This is a genomic window from Chryseobacterium binzhouense (assembly GCF_007474545.1).
GTDB lineage: Bacteria > Bacteroidota > Bacteroidia > Flavobacteriales > Weeksellaceae > Chryseobacterium > Chryseobacterium binzhouense.
This window is the reverse complement of the sequence record NZ_VKOG01000002.1, coordinates 299,748-323,294: the sequence shown is the minus strand read 5'-3', so window position 1 is coordinate 323,294 and position 23,547 is coordinate 299,748. Positions and strand designations below refer to the sequence as shown.

17 protein-coding genes are annotated in these 23,547 nt (G+C 36.4%); 2 read left to right on the top strand and 15 right to left on the bottom strand.

Annotated elements, in window-relative coordinates; translation table 11 throughout:
- Positions 1-40: 40 nt before the first annotated feature.
- The 13 genes from FNE73_RS07235 to FNE73_RS07180 form a co-directional block, all read right to left on the bottom strand.
- Positions 41-1,933 (bottom strand): Nramp family divalent metal transporter, encoded by a 1,893-nt coding sequence (locus FNE73_RS07235; RefSeq protein ID WP_143884074.1) that lies wholly within the window; start codon positions 1,931-1,933, stop codon positions 41-43.
- Between the two features lie 64 nt (positions 1,934-1,997).
- Positions 1,998-4,187, bottom strand: a complete 2,190-nt coding sequence (locus FNE73_RS07230) for a heavy metal translocating P-type ATPase (protein WP_143884073.1) — start codon at positions 4,185-4,187, stop codon at positions 1,998-2,000.
- A gap of 186 nt (positions 4,188-4,373) precedes the next feature.
- Positions 4,374-5,777, bottom strand: a complete 1,404-nt coding sequence (gene lpdA, locus FNE73_RS07225; protein WP_038330944.1) for a dihydrolipoyl dehydrogenase — start codon at positions 5,775-5,777, stop codon at positions 4,374-4,376.
- An 18-nt stretch (positions 5,778-5,795) separates the two neighbouring features.
- A complete protein-coding gene (locus tag FNE73_RS07220; RefSeq protein WP_083206661.1) occupies positions 5,796-7,124 on the bottom strand; it encodes an efflux RND transporter periplasmic adaptor subunit in 1,329 nt (442 codons plus the stop codon).
- A 5-nt stretch (positions 7,125-7,129) separates the two neighbouring features.
- The gene (locus FNE73_RS07215) at positions 7,130-11,485 is read right to left on the bottom strand and encodes a CusA/CzcA family heavy metal efflux RND transporter (RefSeq protein ID WP_084106824.1); all 4,356 of its coding nucleotides are present in this window, start codon (positions 11,483-11,485) and stop codon (positions 7,130-7,132) included.
- A gap of 129 nt (positions 11,486-11,614) precedes the next feature.
- A complete protein-coding gene (locus FNE73_RS17010) occupies positions 11,615-11,956 on the bottom strand; it encodes a DUF6660 family protein (RefSeq protein ID WP_350320026.1) in 342 nt (113 codons plus the stop codon).
- A gap of 157 nt (positions 11,957-12,113) precedes the next feature.
- Positions 12,114-12,521 (bottom strand): hypothetical protein, encoded by a 408-nt coding sequence (locus FNE73_RS07210; RefSeq protein ID WP_038330938.1) that lies wholly within the window; start codon positions 12,519-12,521, stop codon positions 12,114-12,116.
- A 95-nt stretch (positions 12,522-12,616) separates the two neighbouring features.
- Positions 12,617-13,066, bottom strand: a complete 450-nt coding sequence (locus FNE73_RS07205) for a Fur family transcriptional regulator (protein WP_052217463.1) — start codon at positions 13,064-13,066, stop codon at positions 12,617-12,619.
- Positions 13,067-13,179: 113 nt separating this feature from the next.
- On the bottom strand, positions 13,180-13,749 hold the full coding sequence (locus FNE73_RS07200; protein WP_143884072.1) for a DUF2652 domain-containing protein: 570 nt from the start codon (positions 13,747-13,749) through the stop codon (positions 13,180-13,182).
- Positions 13,750-13,814: 65 nt separating this feature from the next.
- Positions 13,815-15,113, bottom strand: a complete 1,299-nt coding sequence (locus FNE73_RS07195; protein ID WP_143884071.1) for a TolC family protein — start codon at positions 15,111-15,113, stop codon at positions 13,815-13,817.
- A 17-nt stretch (positions 15,114-15,130) separates the two neighbouring features.
- The gene (locus tag FNE73_RS07190) at positions 15,131-18,214 is read right to left on the bottom strand and encodes an efflux RND transporter permease subunit (RefSeq protein WP_228429976.1); all 3,084 of its coding nucleotides are present in this window, start codon (positions 18,212-18,214) and stop codon (positions 15,131-15,133) included.
- Between the two features lie 36 nt (positions 18,215-18,250).
- Positions 18,251-19,324 (bottom strand): efflux RND transporter periplasmic adaptor subunit, encoded by a 1,074-nt coding sequence (locus tag FNE73_RS07185; RefSeq protein WP_143884069.1) that lies wholly within the window; start codon positions 19,322-19,324, stop codon positions 18,251-18,253.
- Positions 19,325-19,544: 220 nt separating this feature from the next.
- A complete protein-coding gene (locus FNE73_RS07180; RefSeq protein ID WP_038330931.1) occupies positions 19,545-20,108 on the bottom strand; it encodes a helix-turn-helix domain-containing protein in 564 nt (187 codons plus the stop codon).
- A gap of 193 nt (positions 20,109-20,301) precedes the next feature.
- Between FNE73_RS07180 and FNE73_RS07175 the strand changes: the two genes are divergently transcribed.
- Positions 20,302-20,568, top strand: a complete 267-nt coding sequence (locus tag FNE73_RS07175) for a hypothetical protein (protein ID WP_038330929.1) — start codon at positions 20,302-20,304, stop codon at positions 20,566-20,568.
- A gap of 42 nt (positions 20,569-20,610) precedes the next feature.
- Complete coding sequence (locus tag FNE73_RS07170; RefSeq protein WP_052217456.1) at positions 20,611-20,922, top strand: hypothetical protein; 312 nt, start codon at positions 20,611-20,613, stop codon at positions 20,920-20,922.
- Between the two features lie 168 nt (positions 20,923-21,090).
- On the opposite strand, the gene FNE73_RS07165 is transcribed toward FNE73_RS07170, so the two are convergent.
- Together FNE73_RS07165 and FNE73_RS07160 are read right to left on the bottom strand one after the other, a co-directional pair.
- On the bottom strand, positions 21,091-21,840 hold the full coding sequence (locus FNE73_RS07165; RefSeq protein WP_143884068.1) for an SDR family NAD(P)-dependent oxidoreductase: 750 nt from the start codon (positions 21,838-21,840) through the stop codon (positions 21,091-21,093).
- An 8-nt stretch (positions 21,841-21,848) separates the two neighbouring features.
- Positions 21,849-23,540 (bottom strand): 3-ketosteroid-delta-1-dehydrogenase, encoded by a 1,692-nt coding sequence (locus FNE73_RS07160; protein WP_143884067.1) that lies wholly within the window; start codon positions 23,538-23,540, stop codon positions 21,849-21,851.
- Between the last annotated feature and the right edge of the window lie 7 nt (positions 23,541-23,547).

Genomic DNA, 23,547 nt, shown 5'->3' with positions numbered 1-23,547 from the left:
TTTTTGTTTAATTTATAATTTTTACTGATTTCTGGTTTTTCTAATTGTCTTTTATTGCTGGAATAACCAGTACTGGGATTTTTACTAAATGGCGTACTTGATTTATCGTTGCACCATACAATAGATCTTTTAATCCTTTATGCCCATGTGCACCCATTACAATAAGCTCTGCCCCGGATTTATTTACAATCTCTCCAATGCTGTCGGCTGTTTTTCCAAAGCCAAGCTTTGCTTCTACATGATAGCCTTGTTGTTGTAGTTGCTTTACATATTCGTCCAAAAATTCGCGATCTTTTATCGTTTCTTCATCTGTACTATCTTGAAGATGGGAGGCAGAGGCAACACTTTCTACAACGTGTATAAGTGTATAGGTACAATCTTTTCCACCTTGTGTAATAGCATAGTTGATAACCTTTTGGTCAAGTTGTTTGAAATCGACAGTAATGGCAATTTTATTAAATGAAGCATAAGATTTTAATAGCAAAGGTTCAGGTTTATCATGCGGTGTTATTTCACAAAACGCTTTTCTGCTAAACAAAGGATATAATGTGGTATATGCCAACAAGATCATAAAACCAATCCCACCCAAAATGATTAATCCTTTCCAGACTATATTACCTGAAGTAGCAAAGAAAGTGATAGCCTCTTCTACCAATAGTTTGGAGTTGAGATATACCAGTACGACGGTTATAATCCAAGCCGCTATTTTTATTACGGGCTTGATGGCAAATTTGCCCATTGTCTTTTTATCGCTTACAAAATGAATAAGAGGAATGACCGCAAAGCCTAATTGCATACTTAACACTACCTGGCTAAAGATAAGCAGGCTATCGACATTCCCCTCACCATTAATGAGAATTACCAAAGCCGCCGGAACTATGGCAAGTAACCTTGTGATAAGTCTTCGCAACAAAGGGTTCATTCGAAAGCGTAGATAACCTTCCATTACTATTTGTCCGGCAAGCGTACCCGTAATGGTACTGCTTTGTCCGGCAGCAATCAAAGCTACAGCAAATAGTTTTGCTGTAAAATCGCTTCCGAGGTGCTGTGGCAATAATTCATAAGCCTGCTTTAGCTCTGCCACGTCGGAACGTCCGGTTTTATAAAAAACTGTAGCGGCAAGAATTAATATAGCTGCATTTACAAGCAATGCCATATTTAGAGCAATGGCACTATCCCAAAAATTGAGCTTAATTGCTTTTTTGATACTGGCAGCATCACGATTAAATTTACGTGTCTGCACCAGTGCAGAGTGTAGGTATAAATTATGTGGCATTACCGTTGCACCGATAATACCGATAGCAATGTACAATGCAGTATCATTCTGTATATGTGGTATCAGTCCTGTTGCAATTTCATCTACATTAGGGTCAGCTACCCATATTTGTACAAGAAACGACATTCCTATAACGAATATCAAACCGATGATAAAGGCTTCGAGCTTGCGCATTCCCCATTTTTGCAAAGTCATCAACAGGAATGTATCCAAGGCTGTAATAGCAACACCCCAAATCAAAGGCATTCCCGTGAGCAACTGTAAACCAATTGCCATCCCCAATATTTCTGCAAGGTCTGTCGCAACAATAGCGACTTCAGCAAGTATATATAATACAAAATTGACCTTCTTAGGATAAGTTTCCCGGTTTGCTTGAGCCAAATCTCTATTTCGAACGATCCCTAACCTTGCAGACAAGCTTTGTAGCAACAAGCCCATAATACTACTCATTACTAAAACCCAGAGTAATGAGTAGCCAAATTGGCTACCACCGGCCAAGCCTGTTGCCCAGTTGCCCGGATCCATATATCCAACACTGACAAGATAAGCCGGTCCAAAAAAAGCCAAAACTCTTCGCCAGCGAGATTGACCAGGAACAGTCGTGTCTACAGAATTATGTACTTCGCTTAATGAAGATTGTGATTGTTTTTTAGCCATTTCACAAATATTTTTAGGATAAAAAAACTGCCGCAAGATTTCTTGCGGCAGTCTAGCTTCTTAGTTAGAACTTCATCTTTTGAATTCGAACCGCATTTAGAATAGCTAATAAAGCTACACCTACATCTGCAAATACGGCTTCCCACATGGTAGCCAGCCCGCCTGCACCAAGAATAAGAACAACTGCTTTAACCCCGAAGGCTAAAATAATATTCTGCCAAACAATTTTCTTGGTCTGCTTACCGATGTTAATAGCCATTGGAATTCTAGACGGCATATCATCCTGAATGACAACATCAGCAGTTTCAATAGCGGCATCACTACCTAATCCTCCCATTGCAATCCCAGCATCACTCAACGCAATAACAGGCGCATCATTTACACCGTCTCCAACAAAAGCTACACTGCCATTTCTGGATTTTATTTCTTTAACCTTACTTACTTTGTCTTCCGGTAATAAATCTCCGTAGGCACTATCAATCCCCAATTGTCCAGCTACATGTTCGACTACAGCGCTCTTGTCTCCACTTAGCATAACTGCTCTTACACCAATACTACGCAACTTGTCTATTGTAATCTTAGCATCTACCTTAATACTATCGGAAATGGTCAAATAACCCACGAATTTTCCGCCATATGCTATTGCAATTACGGTATAAACAATATTTGCGGTATCAGCATCATGGTTAATATTAAACTTATCTAATAATTTGAAGTTACCTACCAGTAATTCTTTACCATTTACAGTCGCTTTTAAACCATGACCGGCTATTTCCTCGGTATTTTCTAGCTTGATATTATTATCTATTTCACCGACATAATTATAGATAGCTGTCGCAACAGGATGTGTGCTATGGCTTTCTATCGCGTTTACCAAATTCAGAATTTCAGTTTTGTCAAATTCAGGTTTTAAAATCACTTCCTGAACCTTAAAAACACCTTCTGTCATTGTTCCTGTTTTATCCATCACCACATTCTTAACACTGGCTAGAATGTCAAGATAATTGGATCCTTTAAACAAGATTCCATTGCGACTCGCAGCTCCTATACCTCCAAAATAACCTAGTGGAATAGAAATAACCAAGGCACAAGGACAGGAAATAACAAGAAATACTAAAGCACGATACAACCATTCACTGAACACATACTCGGAAACAAACAATGCTGGTAACAATGCAATTCCGATAGCAAGGAAAGTAACAATAGGTGTATATACTTTTGCAAATTTTCGAATGAATAATTCGGTAGGTGCTTTTTGTGCAGTTGCATCCTGAACCATTTCCAGAATCTTACTCAGTTTACTGTCCGTGTAAGCTGTTGTAACTTTTATCTGACTAACTGTATTCAAATTAATCATTCCTGCCAGTACCGTTTCACCTTTTGATTTGGTATCCGGCTTACTTTCTCCTGTTAAGGCAGCCGTGTTAAAAGATCCCGTTTCTGACTCCAATTCACCATCTAATCCTACTTTTTCTCCAGGCTTTAGCTGGATAATATCGCCAATATTCGCATCTTCTGCTTGAATAATGGTTGCTTTTCCGTCCTTTAAAACAGTAACTTCGTCAGGTCTTTGGTCTAATAGTGCTTTGATATTGCCTTTTGCCCTTGATACAGCCAGTGTTTGAAACACTTCACCTACGGCGTAAAACAACATTACTGCAACACCTTCTGGATATTCCCCAATAGCGAATGCACCAATAGTGGCTATACTCATTAGGAAAAACTCTGAAAAGAAATCTTTGTAACGAATACTTTCAATCGCTTCTTTAATAACAGGTAAACCTACTGGAATATAAGCAACTACATACCAAATAATCCTTACCCAACCCGTAAACCAAGTTTGTGGAAAGTAATTATCAAAACCAATGGCTACCAATAGCAATACCAATGAAATGATTGCCGGAGTAAACAACTGAAGAGCTGTTTTATCTTCTAAATCGTGGCTATGGTCGTGCCCGTCGCCATCGCTATGATCGTGTCCGCCTTTTTTCTTTCCGTGATTGTGTCCGCTGTGGTCATGATCGTCGTGGCTACCGTGATCGTGTCCATCACCATCTCCATGATCGTGTCCACTATGGTCGTGATCGTCGTGATTGGCATCTTTCAACAAATCTGCCGCACCGGCATTTTTATAAATTTTTTCTGTTTTCACACAACACAACTGATTACCTTGAGTATCATATTTATGTTTGTGCGGTTTTTTACCCGTAAGATCCAGGCCACCATCATCGGTGCTGCAACATATTTTTGACATAATTATTATTTTTTTAGTAAACTGTATTAGTAGTCGTTTTTAACTAATTCCTATTTGTACAGCAAAATTATAATCTAAATTTGGGAACCTGGTTGCAAATACAAAACTGCTTTTCAGACTCCCCGAAAAACTGATACAAGCCTTAATTTGCTACTAAAAAAACATTAAGGCTTGTAAAATTTTCATTTAAATATGAATAGCTATCTTATCAACATCAAGGCAAGCTTCACGCAAGTTTTCATAATACGTTGGATGCCCGTGCGAAATGCGTGCAATATCTTCTGCTGAAGCTCTGAATGCCATTGCTACAGTCGGTTCACCTATTAAATCAGAGGCTCTTTCACCAATAATGTGAAAACCTAAAATTTCATCCGTTTCCGCATCTGTCAAGACTTTTGCAATACCCTCTGTTTTACCACTTGTGATAGCTCTTCCTGATGCAGAAAAAGGAAATTGTCCTACTTTGTAATTTTTCCCTTCAGTTTTCAGCTCTTCTTCGGTTTTCCCTACACTTGAAACTTCAGGACTGGTATAAACAATTCCAGGAATTAAATTATAATCAATGTGAGGTTTTTGCCCAGCGATGATTTCTGCCACATAAACACCTTCTTCAGACGCTTTGTGAGCAAGCATAGGTCCTACAACAACATCACCGATGGCATAGATTCCTTTTACATTGGTTTCAAGATTGCTATCGGTGGCAACCTGTCCGCGTGGAGTCAATTCAACTCCAACATTTTCCAAACCTAAACCTGTTGTATAAGGTTTTCTACCTATTGCCATTAGACAATAATCCCCTTCAATTGCTACGGTATTACCGTTTTTATCTTCGGCAGTAACGGTTACATTATCACCATTATTGGTTGCTCCGGTAACTTTATGATTTAGCAAAAATTCAAAACCTAAATTCTTTTTTAAAGATTTTTGAAGTTCGACTCCCATTTTTTTGTCCATACTCGGAAGTATTCCTCCTGTATATTCAAGTACGGTTACTTTGCTTCCTAATCTTGCGTAAACCGAACCTAATTCCATTCCGATTACACCACCACCAACTACGATAAGATGTTTCGGAATTTCTTTTAAAACCAACGCTTCGGTAGAACTGATGATTCTTTTTTTATCAATGTCAATTCCCGGAAGCGAAGCGGGCTTAGAGCCCGTCGCTATAATGATATTTTTACCGGTAATTGTTTTTTCTTCGTTTTCGGATTTCAGAAGAATGGTGTTTTTATCCACAAAAGATCCCGTTGCCTGAAATACTTCAACCTTATTCTTCTTCATCAGATAACTTACACCGCCGTTTATTTTAGAAACAACATCTGCTTTTCTGGCAATCATTTTTTCCAAATCAACTTGCAAATTATCAACAGAGATCCCATGAACATTTACGTTATCCTTGATTTCATGGTACCGCTCAGAACTGTCTAACATTGCTTTTGAAGGAATACATCCTACATTTAGACAAGTTCCTCCAAGTACTGCATATTTTTCGATAATAGCTGTTTTTAAGCCTAATTGAGCACAACGGATTGCGGTTACATAGCCACCTGGTCCAGATCCGATAATGATTACATCAAAATTATTTTTCATGATTTTTTTTAAATTATGTTAATGGCTATGACCACCTGTATTACTAAGCTTAGCATTAATAAAAAAAGCACCTTTAGTTACAATCTGAGCATTTTGTGGAATCTCTTTAACCGGAGTAATAGCTGTATATCCCATGTTTGAAGTACCCTTTGCTACTTCAATTTTTTCAAAATTCAATTTCTGTGCTGCTTGGGTAGCATGCTCAGAAGCTTCTTTTTCATTTTTATGCCCATGTGTTGCTTCTCCTTCATCATGACCATGACCATGATCGTCATGACCTCCCTCATTATGTTCTTCCGGTTCCTTATCTGTCTTAATAAATATGTAGTATTTACCATCCGCTTCCACAATTGCCTCATTTGGAACAGCAGAAGTCAACACATCATCAAGACTTACGAGCCCAGTGATATTCATTCCATCTATTAAACCTGATTTGTCTCCAATAATTTCACTATGAACAGCAATTGATTTACTTTCTCCACTAAAAGATGATCCTATAGTAGTTACTTTAGCGGCATAGCTTTTTTGCGGATTATTAGTAATAGTGAAGTTAATTTTCTGTCCTACCTTGATTAATGGAAGATCTTTTTCAAAAACCTGTAAATCTAAATGAATAGAGCTATTATTAATAATTTCAACAATAGGCGAGGAAACGTCCACATAACTTCCAATTTTTGCAAATACATCACTGATGGTACCATCAATTGGACTTGTTACCGTTAGACTTGAACGAAAATTATTATTAGCAATATTGTTGGGGTTAATTCCCATCATCTGAATTTGTTGCTGTAATGAAGCTTTTCTAGCTTTTAGAGTACTTAATTCTGCAGTAGCATTTTGTAAGTTCTTTTTAGCTCCTGCATTTCCTTCGTTCAACTCTCTCTGACGCTCTAACTCTTGTTCTGCAAACGTTATTCTGCTTTGGATGGAAGAGTATTCTTCTTGTAACTGAACAAACTGAGGGTTAGAGATAGTTGCAATCACCTGACCTTTTCTTACATAATCACCAAGTTCAACAGTTAAGGTTTTAATAACTCCACCAAACAAGGAAGTTGCATTAGCTTTGCTCTTATTCGGAACCCGAAGTTTACCGATGGCTTTTAAAGATGCCGTTAGAGACTTTTGCTCAATACTTCCTAATTCAATTCCTGCCGTCTTTATCTGGTCTTCAGTTAACGTTGCTATATTTTCAGCCTCTTCTGAGTGACTTTCTTTTGATGATTCTTGGGAAGTAGAGTGGTCATGTCCATCTCCTTCTTTATGCTCTTTACCTCCACATGATATCAAAAATAAGGATGCTAGAATAATACTTAACACCGATGTTACTTTTATTATATTGACTTTCATTTTGTTTATTTATTTGTTAATGAATAGATAACAATCACAGATTCATTTATTTGCTGTATACTTTTAAGATAGTTTAAATAGGTATCAGTAGCTGTTTGAACGGCATACAGATATTCTACATAAGAAAGGTCTCCTGTGCTATATCCCAAACGTGAAGCATTTATAATTTCTTCTGCATTCGGAATTGCCTGTTCAATAAAATAATTAAACTGACTCACATTTTGCTCATATTGAGTCATGGCATTTTTCATTTCTGTTTTCAAAACATTTTCCTGCCATTGCGCATTCATTTCTGCAGATTCTTTTTGAATTTCCAACGAACGAACCCTTGATCTTGTGGTTGTAAAAATTGGAATAGAAATTCCTACATCGACAAATCCAAATCTTTGACCTCTTCCATAAAACTTTTCTACACCATTTTTGCTATGTTCACCAATCAATGAGATATTGCTGTAACCTAAAGTAAAGTCTGGCAATCCATTCGCTCTTTCTACCTTTTTACTTTTTTCAGCAACAAGTGCTTCTTGATACAGAGATTGAATACTTGGATGATTCCTAACAGCATCATTATCTATTATGTCACTTATAAATACAGGCTTATATTCTAGTGCTTTTTCGATGGTGAAATCCTCCTCAATCTGCATTAGATTTTTTAAATTCAGGTATGCATTTTTTCTTAATACCTCATTTTGTTGAGCAAGAAGGTTGATTTCACCTCGTTTAGTGTTTGCTGTACTTACATCAATTTTACCAATATCACCAGTCTTATATCGCAAGTTAGCTACTCTTATAAAATCAAGATAAATGCTATCAAGGTATTGAAGTTTTTTAGCATTATTTTCAAGATACTCCAACTGATAATAATAGGTACGTACTTGCTTCTTTAATTCATTTTCTGAAAGAGCCTTTGCCCATTCTTTGCTTTTAATTTCTTCTTTAATAAGATCCTTTTTTGCTCCAAATAGTGTGGGAAAAGGAATGTTTTGAGAAATCATAACTCCATCATTATATTCAAATCCTTCGTTATTTCCGTATTGAATATTTAGTTCGGTTTTCGGTAATTCATAAGCTGTTCGTTTCAGACTTTCAGCTGCCCTTACGTCTAAATCTTTAGATTTAATTCCTGAATTATTTTCTAATGCAATTCGGACAGCTTTATCTGCGGAAATATCTTGTGCTTGAATATTTTGTGAGAGACCTAAAAATATGCCCAATAATATTATTGGAGTTATCGATTTAATTTTATTATTATTCATTGCTTTATTTGTTTTCATAAATACCAAATACAGTAGCGGAAGAACAAAGAGTGTTAATGCTGTAGCTGAAATCAGCCCGCCAATTACTACGGTAGCAAGAGGTTTTTGTACTTCAGCTCCCGCACTGGTACTTAAAGCCATAGGAAGAAAACCTAAACTGGCAACAGATGCCGTCATTAGAACAGGACGTAACCTTGTTTTGGTTCCTTCAATTACCCGTGCAACTATGTCATCCCAACCTTCTTTTTCTAACCTATTGAATGTTGCTATAAGTACGATTCCGTTTAGTACCGCCACACCGAACAAAGCAATAAAACCAACTCCGGCTGAAATACTAAATGGCATATCTCTCAACAACAATGCAAATACTCCACCTATGGCACTCATAGGTATTGCAGCATATACAAGTGCCGCTTCTTTAAGTGAACGGAATGTAAAGTAAAGAAGTACAAATATTAGAAGAAGTGAGATCGGCACTGCGATGAGTAAACGATCGCTTGCTTTTTGTAAATTTTCAAATTGACCACCATACGTTACATAGTAGCCGCTCGGAAGTTTCACTTCTTGAGCGAGTTTGTCTTGAATATCTTTCACCACACTTGCAACATCTCTTCCCTGAACGTTAAAGCCAACATATATACGACGTTTTCCGTCTTCACGGCTTATTTGTGCTGGACCTAATTTATAGTTGACATCAGCTACTTGAGAAAGCGGAATTTGTTCTCCACTAGGCGTTGGTATGAATAGATTACTTACATCTTCTATAGAGGTTCTGTGCTCATTGTCCAGACGAACTACCAGATCGAATTTTCGCTCATTTTCATATACTACACCTGCTGCTTTTCCTGCAAAGGCAGTACTCACAATGTCATTAATATCTTGAATTTTTAAACCATAGTTGGCAATTCTCGCCCGATCATAATCAATGTTGATTTGAGGGAGTCCATCCACTCTTTCTACTTGTGGCGCAGTCGCTCCCGGAATTGTCTGTACTATAGTATTAACTTTATTAGCATACACCAATAGAGAATCCAGATTTTCTCCAAAAATTTTCACTGCCACATCCTGACGAATCCCCGTCATTAATTCATTGAATCTCATCTGAATAGGCTGATTAGCTTCAAAGAAAACCCCTGGGATACTTTCTAGTTTTTCCATCATTTCGTTTGAAAGCTCATCATAAGATTTTTTTTCTTTCCATTCTTTTTGTGGCTTAAGAATGACCATTAAATCTGTAGCCTCCGGAGGCATCGGATCAGTAGGTATCTCACCGGCACCTGTTTTTCCTACCACCATTTTAACTTCGTCAAATTCTTTCAGAATTCGAGACGCTTGCATAGATGTCTCCAAACTTTGACTTAAAGAAGTCCCTTGAGGTAGAATACAATGCATTGCAAAATCTCCTTCACCTAGTTTCGGTAAGAATTCACCACCCATTCGGGAAAATAAGAATAAGCTGATTGCAAATAAACCTACCGCTGATCCTATCACTACATATTTTAATCTAATAGCTTTTTCTAAAAGGGGCTGATACACTTTGTTTAAGAAATCCATCATTTTATCTGACAGGTTCTTTTTTGTGATAGGTTTCTTTGACAAGAACAGTGCACTCATCATAGGGATATAGGTGAATGAAAGAATTAAAGCTCCAATAATTGCAAAACTGACTGTTTGAGCCATTGGTGTAAACATTTTTCCTTCGATCCCTACTAATGTTAATATTGGGATGTATACAATAAGAATGATGATTTCTCCGAAAGCCGCACTTGTACGTATTTTTCTTGCAGAATCGAACACTTCTTCATCCATTTCTCCCTGTGTAAGTCTCTTATTTGATTTTCTAAGCCCTAGATGATGCATTGTTGCTTCCACTACAATCAAAGAACCATCCACAATCAAACCAAAGTCTATAGCTCCTAAACTCATCAGATTGGCACTCACTCCAAACAATCTCATCATACCTAATGCAAATAGCATTGACAAAGGAATAGCAGAAGCGACAATTAAACCAGCTCTTAAATTACCTAGAAACAGAATTAAGACAAAAATTACAATTAAAGCTCCCTCTATAAGATTTTTCTCAACCGTATCTATGGCACGTCCAACAAGGTCTGTTCTGTCGAGATAAGGTTCGATAACGATATCGTCTGGTAGAGATTGTTGTATTGTCGGAATTTTCTCCTTAATACGTTCTACCACTTTGGCACTGTTTTCTCCTTTGAGCATCATGACGATTCCTCCCACAGCATCTACCTCTCCGTTGTAGGTGAGCGCACCGTAACGAATGGCATTACCAAAACGTACTTCTGCTACATCTTTTACCAGTATAGGAACTCCTGAAATATTCTTTACAACAATATTCCCTACATCTTCAAGTGTGTTTACCAAACCTACACCTCTAATAAAATATGCATTGGGTTTCTTGTCAATATATGCACCTCCTGTATTTTGGTTATTAGTTTCCAATGCAGAAAATATTTCGGAAATACTCACATCCATAGCTCTTAAACGATCTGGATTGACAGAAACTTCATACTGCTTCAGCAGCCCTCCAAAGCTATTGATTTCAGCAATTCCTGGTGTTCCATATAGTTGACGAGCAACAATCCAATCTTGCATTGTTCTCAGATCCATAGCGGTATATTTGTCTTCGCTACCTTTTTTAGGATGTAGTATATACTGATACACTTCACCTAAGCCAGTGCTAACAGGGGATAGTTCCGGTGTGCCTACACCCTCAGGAATTTGCTCCTCAGCTTCTTTCAATTTCTCATTAACCAGTTGTCTAGCAAAGTAGATGTCTACTTCATCCTTAAAAACAACGGTAACGACTGAAAGTCCAAAACGGGAAATACTTCGTATCTCTTCCACATCAGGAAGATTGACAATACTTTGCTCTACTGGAAATGTAACTAATTGTTCAACTTCCTGCCCCGCTAGAGTAGGACATAGAGTTATAACTTGTACCTGATTATTTGTAATATCAGGCTGGGCATCTATAGGAAGTTTTGTAGCACTCCATACGCCCCATATTATCAGCAGCAAAGTCATTACTCCAATAATGAGCTTATTCTTGATACTGAATTTAATTATGTTATCTAACATTTTTGATTAGTATTAATATTTAAAGTATATACGATTTCTATCATTTAAAATGATAGTACAATAATTTTTACTGACGCACACGAAGAAATATTCTTCACAAGCGCAAGAGAAAAGACTAGTAATTACTTTTTAAACATTAATCTTTGGCGGTTGCCATATGCTCCCGGAGTATTGGGAATAGAGATTTACATTTCTAAGAGAAACCTTTTGTTTAGCGTTCAATTTAAGTTTTGGGGATACTACTTCGGTTATGTTGAAATCCGAAATAGCTACAGTAATGGTTCCACAACATTGGCAAGAACAAAAAGGACTACAAAAATCTTTGTGTTCCGTTTTATGATTATCTTCATGTGATAGTCCAATTTCTACTAACTGGTTGTTATTTGCTGTACATTCATACAAAGCGTCTGTGCAGGGAAGTATTGACATCCCTAACATATAAACACTGAATATAAATACAAATATTTTCACCTCTCTAATTTTAAACTTTAATTGATTGATAATCCATCCAATAAGTCGGTACAAACTTACAAAAAATATAATAGCACTCAACTTAACAAATAAGTTATTTTTCTCATGAATGAAATCTATAAAAGATTATGTAATTAGCAATTTATTTAAAATAAATTTAGTCATTTAACACCTCTTTCATTATAAAGCAGCCTGTATATCTATCATCTATCATTACAAGAATCACCTTTTCATTGATATGATTCAAGCTTTCATCATAATAAAAATCGTAACATTTCATCAATTCAAGATTTCCAATAATTACTTCATGATTATCAATAAAACCTTTAATTCCTCCTTGTATTTCTTCAACTTTTTCAATTCTATAGTCTGATAATTGTACAGATGGCAACACTTTAAAAATAGCTCTTGCTATAGGGTGTGATGACATAGATTGAAGTATTGATGTATAGGTATACATTGTTTCTTTTTCAGAAACTACACATTCAATTTTTTTTACCTCAAAATCTGGGTTATCTACGTAACCTGATTTTATTTTCGAGTTATTATTATATCTATTTTCCATATCTATATTATGAATTTTTACACAACAAAATTAGCTGTAGTATTTGGGAACCTGGTTGCAAATGCAAAACAGCCATATTTACATATGGCTGTTTTTTAAAATGCGGTTTTATTTGGAGTTATTTGTTTCTTAAAAAATCTCGAACACTCATTACACATTCCCTTCATTACAAAATTTATACTTTCCAATAAAAAACTATCTGGCAGCTGAATCGGTGGAATAGCAATACTTTCAAGACAAAAAGTATTCTTACAGCGGTTACAGTTGAAATGTACATGTAGGTCACCTACATTGCACATACATGAATCACTACAAATTGAATATTTCATTGAGCCGGAACCATCATCGATCGTATGAATGAGTAAGTTGTCATGAAAAAGGGTCAAGGTCCTAAAAATAGTAGATTTATTTACCGTCTCTAGTTCCGTTTCCAAATCGGTCAGGCTAAATGCTTTTTTAAATTCAGACATTGTCTGAAAAATTAATAATCTAACTGATGTTGGTTTTATACTTCTTTTTTCTAACCTTTCTTCTAAACTTTTCATCTTGCTTTTATGGATTAAATGAGCTAATAAATCCAATGTAAAAGTATAGAAGTCGATTTTATTCCATCTTGTAATATTCTTTGATAGATTTACGAGATTTACTGGTTACTGTCTTATAAATAGTGAATGTAGCCTATTTCGGGCAAATATTTACAGTCTTCGCAATTATCGTATTCTAATGTTGATTGTTCAGGTTGCTCAAAATTGGCTTGTAAAAAAGCATTTGAAAACAAAGCATAAGGGGGATATTCTGCAATATGATTTTTAAGCATTTTGTGTGCTTCTACTACAGGTGCACCATAAAGTTTCTCAAATTTTCCGATTTTGTACTGGGTAAATTCACCGTAATGGACTATTGTCTTTAAAGAAAGAGGTATTTCTATTGCTAACTGTTGAGATAAGCGCTGTAATTCCTTTTGAAAATTACCGTAGATAAGCTCTATCTGCATTAAACTCTCTTCAAACGTCGGTAAGTTTTGGTACTTATAGAAAAGTATTGCATCGCCTTCAATTTCAGAAATTTCAAAACACAGAATATTACTATCCATTATTACTTTCAGGAGATTTTCTGTTATATATTTTCCAACAAACATATTCGACTTGACAACAAAATCTGTAAAGCCTGAAATATCCGGTATCATCAATACACCTTTTGGGTTATCAGTATGCTGTTCTTGTATCATTTTATCATAATTTCAATTTTAAAAATGTAGAGGCATATTGAGCCTCTACATTATATTGTTAATGACTACTGTTTTATTTGTCCGATGGCTTTGTGATAAACAGCTTCAGCAATTTTGTATCTTACTTTTGCATCAAGCATACTGCTATACGCACGCTGCCAAAGTGTTTCTGCTATTAATACATCTTCTCCAGTGATAGTTCCTGCTTGAAAACGATCATTACTTAATTTTAGATTTTCATCAGCTTCAATTAGTGAAGCCTGCATTAAATCTATATTGTTTGCCTGCAGTTGAAGGTTAAGTGTTGCTTGTTCTATCTCCACATTAATCTGGCTTTGAAGTTCTCTCAATCCATATTCTGCCGAACGTATGTTAGCTTCCTGTTGCTTTACTTTCTCTCGCTTACTTCCCCAATCGAATACGGGAATCTTTACGCTTAACATTCCGAAATAAGTAAGCATACTGTTTTTGGTTGGATCTCCAAAATTAATACCTTCTTTTCCAAAGGCAGCCATTCCGTTAAGTGATAAGCCAACTGTCGGTTTTAGATCGGCTCTGAGCATATTCTTTGTAAGTTCACTCATTTTTATGGCACTTGTGGCTAAGTCTACTTCAGGACGATTTACTTGTACGCTTTGTAACATCTCATAGTTTCTAAATTCATCATCACTCAATGAACCAACTACATCAATATCCGTTTGTTCTTCTATTCCAGTTAACTGGATTAATCTTTTTTTGGCTAATATTAGTTTGTTCTCAGCCGCCTGTAATCGAGCTTCATTTTCATTTTGAAGTACTTTTGCCCGAAGCACATCATTTTTATAAATAATACCTGCCTGGAATTGATTATTTAAAAAAGTATAATGGGAAGCTAACTGTCTTTTAACTTGTTTCTCCATTTTTATTTCTTCTTTAGCCTGTACTACAATCCAATAGGCAGTTTCGGTAGCTAACAACACATCGTCTTCGACCAATCTCTGCTGAGCATTGCTCATCTCTATATTGGTTTCCGCCATTTGTTTACCGTACTTAATCTTTCCTCCTGTATAAATAGGCTGAGTAACGCTTACCATCGGGGCGAAACCGTACTCAGGAAGCATGGAATTTAATGGCTCACCAAAGTAAAATGCAGTTGCAGAAGCATCTATTTTGGGTCTTGCCGTCGCGTCTGATATTTGTTTCTCAGATCTGGAAGCAGTAACATCTTCTTTGGCTTTACTAATCCTGTAATTGTTTTTCAGGGTTAGTTCTTTACTTTCTGCAAGAGTTAATTGCTGTTGGGCAAACAGGTTATCTGTTCCCTGTAAAACAGCAAAAGCAAATACAAAAGCTTTTACGAATATTTTATATTTTCTTTGTAACATGATTTATTTTTTTTCAATTAACTTTCGTGATGAAAATCATATTTCTCGTGTATACCTTTATTCAAGGGTTTCTTTGACGGTTTTACGAATCTGCTATACAATACCGGAACTATAAATAAGGTAGTAACCATAGAGACTAAAATACCTATTGATATTGTACTCGAGATTGGACCCCACTCAGGAGAACCACTCGACATTAGCGGGATCAATCCAATAGCTGCTGCCATAGAAGTAAGAAAAATGGGTCTCATTCTTCGCTTAGCCGCTAATAGAGCTGCCTCTTTAATCGTGTGTCCATGATCACGCACCAATTCATCAGCGTAGTCTACAAGGATAATTCCGTTTCGAACTACAATACCCAATAAGGCTGTAATACCGATAATTGCCATAAAACCAAATTCATAACCTGTAAGAAATAATCCCAGCATCGCTCCAAGTAAACTCAATGGGAATGATGCCAGTACAATGAACACTTTGCCCACTCGTTTGAATTGGAATAGCAGAACTAAGAATATCAACACGAAACTTATCATAAAAGCTTTTCCCATTTTAGGACCGCTTTCCAGACCATCTTCATACTCTCCTCCATAGGCAATTTTAACTCCTTTAGGTAGTTCTAAGCTATCGATTTTCGGTTGTGCCTCGGCGAACACTTCAGCAGGTTTTCTACCCAATTGTGCTTCAGAAGAAACAGTTAATGTTCGCAATCCGTTACGGTGTACAATAGCTCCCGTATGCCATGAAGGTTGTAAATCCACTACTTGTTTTAAAGGTACTTTAGCTCCAAATGATGAGGTGATGTACATATTTCCCAAAGCATCCAGATCTTGCCTGTCAGCTTCGTCCGTACGCAATAGTATATCTATGGCTTTGTTACCTTCCCACATTTGTGATATAGGAAAACCTTTTATTTTAGCACCTAAAGCCTGTGCAATCTGTGCTTTGGTAACACCTAATCGTAAAGCGACATCTTCTTTTACTACAGCCTTAAGGCCTACATAATCATCCTGATAATCTGTACGTACCCAGTTTGCTCCTTTTGTGTTTTCTAGTATTGTAGCTACTTCTTTGGCTACTTTTTTCTGTTGCGTAATATCTTTACCAATCACACGGATCTCAATCGGAGCAGGCTGTTGTTTTTTACTTAACTGTCTAACGCGGACATATCCATTTGGCAGGAAATTATTGAATTTTTGAACATATTCATCTATCATTTCATTTGTGGCATCATTACTTTCTGTATTGATAAATATTTGCGCAAAATTTTCTCGCGGGTTTTCCGGTGAATATGTAGAATAAAATCGTGGTGAACTTGTACCAATAAAACTTGCTGTGGTAACAATACGCTTGTCTCCTGCGATTTCCCTTTCAATCTTTTTAACTGCTGCTTCTGTTTCATGAATATTTGTACCGTTGTCCATCCACAATTCAAGATTAAACTGATTTCTTTCCACAATTGGGAAAAACTCGGTTTTCACTTGGCTTCCTACTACAAATGAAAGGAAGAAAATCGCCAGACCTGCAAACAAAGTCGTTTTCTGATATTTCATACAGAACTCTATAGCTCTGTCGAAACCATCCTGCATTCTATCTAAGAAATTACGTTTTTTAGGTTTTTGTGTATCATGGTTTTTCAATCCTTTTTTAAGGAAATGATAACACATATATGGTGTAAGAAACAACGCGACTAAGAATGAAACTGCCAAGGCTATGCTAACCGTAATTGGTATCCATTGTACGAACTCTCGTGTCATTCCTGTTAGTGTAAATGCTAATGGTAAGAATGATAGAACAATAGTAAGTGTCGCAGTGAATATCGGAACCATAAGCTGTGTTGCACTTTGCCAGGCAGCAGTCCATGACGGTACTTTTTCATCTACTTTTTCTATATAATTGTCTACGACAATTATGGCATCATCGACGACCATTCCAAGTACAATAATCAATGCAGCTAAACTAACCTGGTGCATTTCTACACCTATCATATTCAGAATGGCAAATGTCGCCAAAATGGTTACAGGTGCCGCAATAGCAGAAATCGTAGCTACTCTAAACGGAAGCAAAATCATTACCACCAGAATAACGGCTCCAATGGCAATTGCAAACTCAATAAAGAAATGCCCTAAGTTCATATCTACTACAGCAGGCTGATCTACAATGGTATTGACCTGTACATCTGCAGGTAAAACTTCTTTTACTTCTGTTACTTTTTGGGTCAATGCTTTACCTAAGTCAACAATATTCTGACCAGGTTGCATTTCTACAGTAAGCATCATTACATCATTACCAGCTACAGTAATTTTACTTTTTAGGTCTTCATATCTTCGTTCTATTTTGGCAATATCTTGCAAACGGATATTACCACCTTGAGGAGAACTATATACAATCAGATTACCGATTTCATTTTCATTTTGGTACTGAGCATCTGTAAAAATCAATAAGCGATTTTTGTCAATTTCAATATCTCCACTTGGGATCGTAACATTCTGCTGGCTCAATGTGGAAGCAATTTCATTGATGCCAAAACCATATTGTTTTAATACATCTTCACGAAGTGTGACATATATCTGTTGCTTCTGACCTCCGTAACGTTTTATTTTTGAAACTTGAGGAATCGTTTTAATACCGTCTTCCAATTCATCCAGATAATTTTCCAATTCGGCATATGTACGTCCTGGTGCAGACACAGCAATCATCTGAACCACCACGTCACCAAAATCACTGTTCACATACGGCCCTTGTACGCCTCGCGGAAGTATCAAAGGCATATTGGCATCTAAACCGTGCTGTAAAGTATTCCAGAATTTTTTAGTATCCTTGACATAGTCCTGTAATTCAACTGTGATTACAACCTGTCCAGGTTTACTTTCTGAATGTGTTTTTTCCTTCTTTATTTCTTCAAAACCGAACAGATATTGTTCCAGTTTATCCGTTACTTCTTTCTCCATCTGTTCTTCGTCACTTCCTGGATAAAAAGCAACGACAAGCCCTTGTCTAACTGTTATACGCGGGTCTTCACTTCTTGGCATTGTCAATAATGAAATCAGACCTGCAAGCACCATAATAACGGTAATCGCTATCGGTACTTGTGGAAATTTCATTGCCGCTTCAATGAGGTTTATCTTTCTTTTCATAAATTATTTTGTTTTTAGAGCGGATGTCGTTTTAGATACTGCTTGTGTTTTTACTTTTTGCCCATCCTTTACATTATTTTGCCCGGCAAGGATAATAGTTTGATTTTCATCAAGTCCGTTGGTTATTATAACCTCATCGCCTGCAATTTTACCAACAGTAACCCTTGTCAGTTTTGCATTGCTATTTTTGTCTATCACATACACGTGAGGGATTTTATCAACATTGTTTATGATAGCTGTAAGTGGTACACGTACTTGTTTAACTTTAGCCGGAATACCTGCAGATACTTCGCTAATCATCCCAGGCATTAAAACACCTTTTGAATTGTCAAGACGTACTTTTAAAGTATATGCTTTGGAAATTTCATCAGCGACAGGATTGATAATTGTGATTTTACCTGTGAAATTGCGTTGCAGTGTAGGTATGTTTACTTCTACCTGCATACCTTGTTTGAAGTTTCCTATTTCGCTTTCCGGTACTGAAAACTGAGCGTATACAAGATCTGTTTTAACAATTGTAAAAGCCGGCACTCCTGGTGCTGCCATACCTCCGATTTCAGCTGATTTAACTGTAATTATTCCATTAGTAGGCGACATTAAACGGCTGTCGGCAATACGCTTTTTATTAATTTTTTTATTTGCCTGTGCCTGTGCAACTTTAGTTTTGATATCGATGTAATCTTTTTCAGGAAAACTTCCTTTTTTATACAATTCATCAAACCTTCTGAATGCATCCTCGCTCTGTTCTAATGTAGCATTGGCTATTTGCAAGGCCGCTTCATATTCTGTAGCATCTATACTTGCTAAAAACTGTCCTTTACTAACTTTTTGACCTTCATTGACACTCACATTATTGATTGTTCCGGGAACAGCGAAGCTCACGGTGGTCATATTATCTGGAACGATGGAACCTGAATAAACAACAGATTCTTCTGTTTCTGAACTTTGGATCGTACCTACTGTTACAACCGGAGGCTCATCTTTTAATTGTTTTTCTTCTTTTTGTTTACAACTCTGTATCAAACCTATCCCTATTAGGAAAAGGAATAGTAAACCTATTTTACCTGTTTTCATCATTACATTTATTTTGTTACGTTTATTTTAACTTTAGATTTCAGGGACAAAGGTCGGTTTACAACATACAAACAGCTATACGAAATGACCGCTAAAAGTTGTGAAATTTACTTTTCATAAGGTGCAATAATTGACATAAAACAAAGAGCTACTGAATGATCAGTAGCTCTTCACAGTTACATTTAACTTAAATAATAGGACGTGAATAATTCAGTCTTTTGATTTAAAGAATCAAAGTTTGATTATCCCTATCCTTTAGCTGTTTAAAATAGCTTGATGTAAAGCCTGTATGCTTTTTCAATTGATTGGAAAGGTATGCCTGACTACTATAACCTAATACATTAGCAATCTCGGTCAAAGACATTTCTGTATTCATCAAAAGTTCTTTTACTTTTTCAATCTTACAGTGAATAATGTACTTTTCAAGTGTTATTCCTTCTTCTGAAGAAAACAATGCACTCAGTGTATCGTAATTCTTGTTTAACTTATTACTTATAAGAGCTGTAAATTTTGTAGGTATTCCACTTTCCAATTGCATATTAATACCATTATCAACCAACTCTTTAATATTGTTTATTGCTTTTTGGTTTTTATTATACATTAATTCAAAGCCATTACTTTTCAGCATCGCTTCGATTGCTCCCAGTTTTTGCGAAAAAGCTACTGTATCTTTTATTATCGCTTCTCCTAGTTTTACATCCACTACTTCAAAACCCAAAATAGTTAACTCTTTTTCAAGAACATACATACATCTATTGCACACCATTCCTTTTATTAACAGTGTCATAAGCTCTATATTATATTTAAAAAACAAAATTCAGCATTTACTAAAAATAAGACTTTATGATATTTCGGTTTTCTTTTGTGATATTTTAAGAAAGTATATTCAACAACATTAAATATCATAAACTAATCAAGGAAAAGTATATATCCAGTACCATTAATCATAACGAATTTTGTAATAGACAATATCCATTAAAATGAATAGTAAAGAAATAAACGAACATCCAGTTTTAGATATATTGAAAGATTATAACGCAGGTAAAACCGGTCTGGAACTTTTTGAGAAATATGGTATATATGGTACAAATATTTTTGAATTGAAATCAAAATATAAGGATTTAAGATCCGATATCCTTTTAGAATTGGTAAATTTAAACGAAGAAAATAGCCGATTAAAAATAATGTATGCTGACTTGTCCGTACAACACCGAAAATTAAAAGATTTGTTGCAGGAGGATTTCTAAAAGTACAGCGATAGGATAATAGTAACTTAATAATATTATGATATGACAAATGTAATGTACAAATATGCCACAGTGTTGGTAGCGATTGAAAATCTTCGCAAGGAAGGTTACGATGTAGATTTTAATCTTGAAGACAACTGCTTAATTTGTGGCAACAATAAATATACTATTGATGACTTTGAAATTGAGCAAGTCTACCGATATGAGGGAGATAGCAACCCCAGTGATGAATCTACTGTTTATGGAATAGCCTCAAAAGATGGCTTAAAGGGAATTTTGGTCACTGCTTACGGTGCTTATACAGATGGAATGAGTGCTGCGATGCTTAGGAAATTATCCCTTAAAAATGAGTAGAAATTGTATTTTCAATTTGATTTAAGGACCTAATAGAAAGTTATTAGAAAAAATTATGTTCTTGTTTAATAAACAATACTATTAACATAACTTTTTGATAAATGAGAAGATAAAAAAGCCAGGTTAAATTGTTGTAACCTGGCTTTTGAATATTAATATAGGGATACATTATTTGATTGTTGTTCCACCATCTACTGGTAAATTTACTCCTGTAATGTATTTTGCTTCCTCTGATGCCAAGAATAATGCAGCATTCGAAATATCTTCAGCCATTCCCAATTTTTTCATCGGAATAATTCCTAAAAAATAGGCTTGATAGTCTGGACTATTCAAAAATGCCTCGCTCATAGGTGTTAAGATATAGCCCGGATTAATGGCATTTACTCTAATTCCAAAAGGTCCGAAATCCACGGCGGCTGCTCTGGTAATTGCTGAAACCCCACCTTTGGAAGCCGTATAAACTCCGGGACCTGACATTCCGGTTAAAGCGGCAATAGACGAAATGTTCACGATACTCCCGCCTCTTTCTTTCAGGTGTGGTAGTGCGGCCTGCATTCCCAGCATCACGCTGTTTATGTTGATGTCATATGCTTTTTTCCAGGTGTCTTCGGTTTGATCTTCAAAAGGAACTGCCACTGAAATCCCAGCATTATTGATTAAAATATCCAGTTTTCCAAAAACGCTGATTGTTTCTGGAAGCACTTTTTCAAACCAGTCTTCCCGTTTTGATACGTTATGTACTAGAGCAATGGCATCACCACCATCTGATTTGATTTTTTGTACAATAGTTTCTAATTTATCTTTTTGAATATCGGTCGCTACTACTTTTGCTCCTTCTTTGGCAAAAGAATAAGCCATAGCTTCCCCCATTCCGGAAGCTGCCCCAGTTATTATTGCTACCTTATTATTTAGTCTCATATATCTTATTATTTTTTTGCTGCGTGATGTGCTATAATATAACCAAATACCAATCCCTGCCCGATGGTTCCGCCAGCTCCGGGATATTTATTTCCAAAAATATTTGAGGCATTATTTCCCAAAGCGTACAAACCTTGGAAAGCGGTCTGATTGGTTTTCAATACTTGTCCCTGTTCGTTTGTCATCATTCCACCGCATGTTCCCAAGTCTGATAAAACGATTTTTACCGCATATAATTTTCCAGAAAGCGATCGAAGACAATTATTAGGCATTTGTGTTGGATCTCCATAATAACGGTCGTAAGCGCTGTTTCCTTTTCCAAAATCGGTATCTTTTCCTGTAGCTGCAATGGTGTTGAACCTGCCAAATGTTTCCGTAAATGCTTCGACAGGTAATCCCACTTTTTGAGCCAGTTCAGATGCATTTTCAGCCGTAAAAGCAATTTTTGCATCAAACCACTCTTGTGGAATTTTCATTCCCGGAAAAAGTGTGCCGGCAAGCAGATAACTATTTCTGTAGTTCTGATCAAAAATCAACCACATATCTTTTATAGGCGTTCCATACTTTTCCTGTTCTAAAACGATTTGTCCAAAACTCATATAATCCACCGCTTCGTTTATAAACCTTTTTCCCGTATAGTTTACCAAAAATGATCCCGGAAGCGAACGCTCTGCCAATAATACTTGTGGTTCGCCTTCTTCTGTTAACGGAGCTATCGCAGGAAACCACCATGTTGAAGTCATATTGGTAATTTCCGCTCCAATCTTTTCTCCTAACAGAATGGTATCACCTGTATTGCCTTCGCTGCCTAAACTTACATTTTTTAAAGAGGGAGATTGGTATTGGTGGCGCATTAGCATATTATGATCAAATCCGCCTCCTGCCAAAACCACACCTTTCGTCGCATTTATCTGAACCAATTTTCCGTTTTGAACCGCTTTTATTCCAGTTACTTTATCACCATCAAACAATAATTCTGTAATTGAAGTATTGGTCCAAACCGGTACACCTGAGCGAATTAAACCAGCAAACATCCCTGAAGCCAGTGCCTGGCCACCACCAACTAATCTTTTTCCAATCAATAACCCACCAATTCCCTGAATTCCTCTTTTCAGCATAATTGGTATAGACTTAAATGGTGTTTTTTTCATTAAGTTGAGCCATTTGTAATCGTAGCCTGTCACGGGTACAGGTACAGGTGCCTCAAGTTGGCCGGGACGAAACCTTGCTGTGTCTTTTCCTAATAAGTTCATATTGAAAGGACGACATTCGCATGTTCTTCCTAAGACTTTACCACCTGCAACTTCTGGGAAATAATCTGAATATCCTTTTGCCCAAAAGAATTTCATAGGCGTGGTTCTCTCCAACATTTCTACTGCTGCTGAACCATTTTGCAAGAAGTTTTCCCAACGGGATTTAGGAGCATTATCTCCAACTAAATTCGTTAAATATGTTTCTCCATCTTTCAATGTATCATCGGAACCATCTTGTTTCAAAACAGGATTTGCCGGTATCCAAAATGCACCACCGGAGCGTGCAGTAGAGCCACCAACCAAAGCTGTTTTTTCGATAACTAATACTTTTAATCCTAATTCATGGGCTGCTAGTGCAGCTGCCATACCGGTTCCCGAACCTACAACTACCAAATCTACGGTAATATCTGTGGCTGTTGGCCCCGGGATTATTTCTTTCTTGCTCATATTCAGT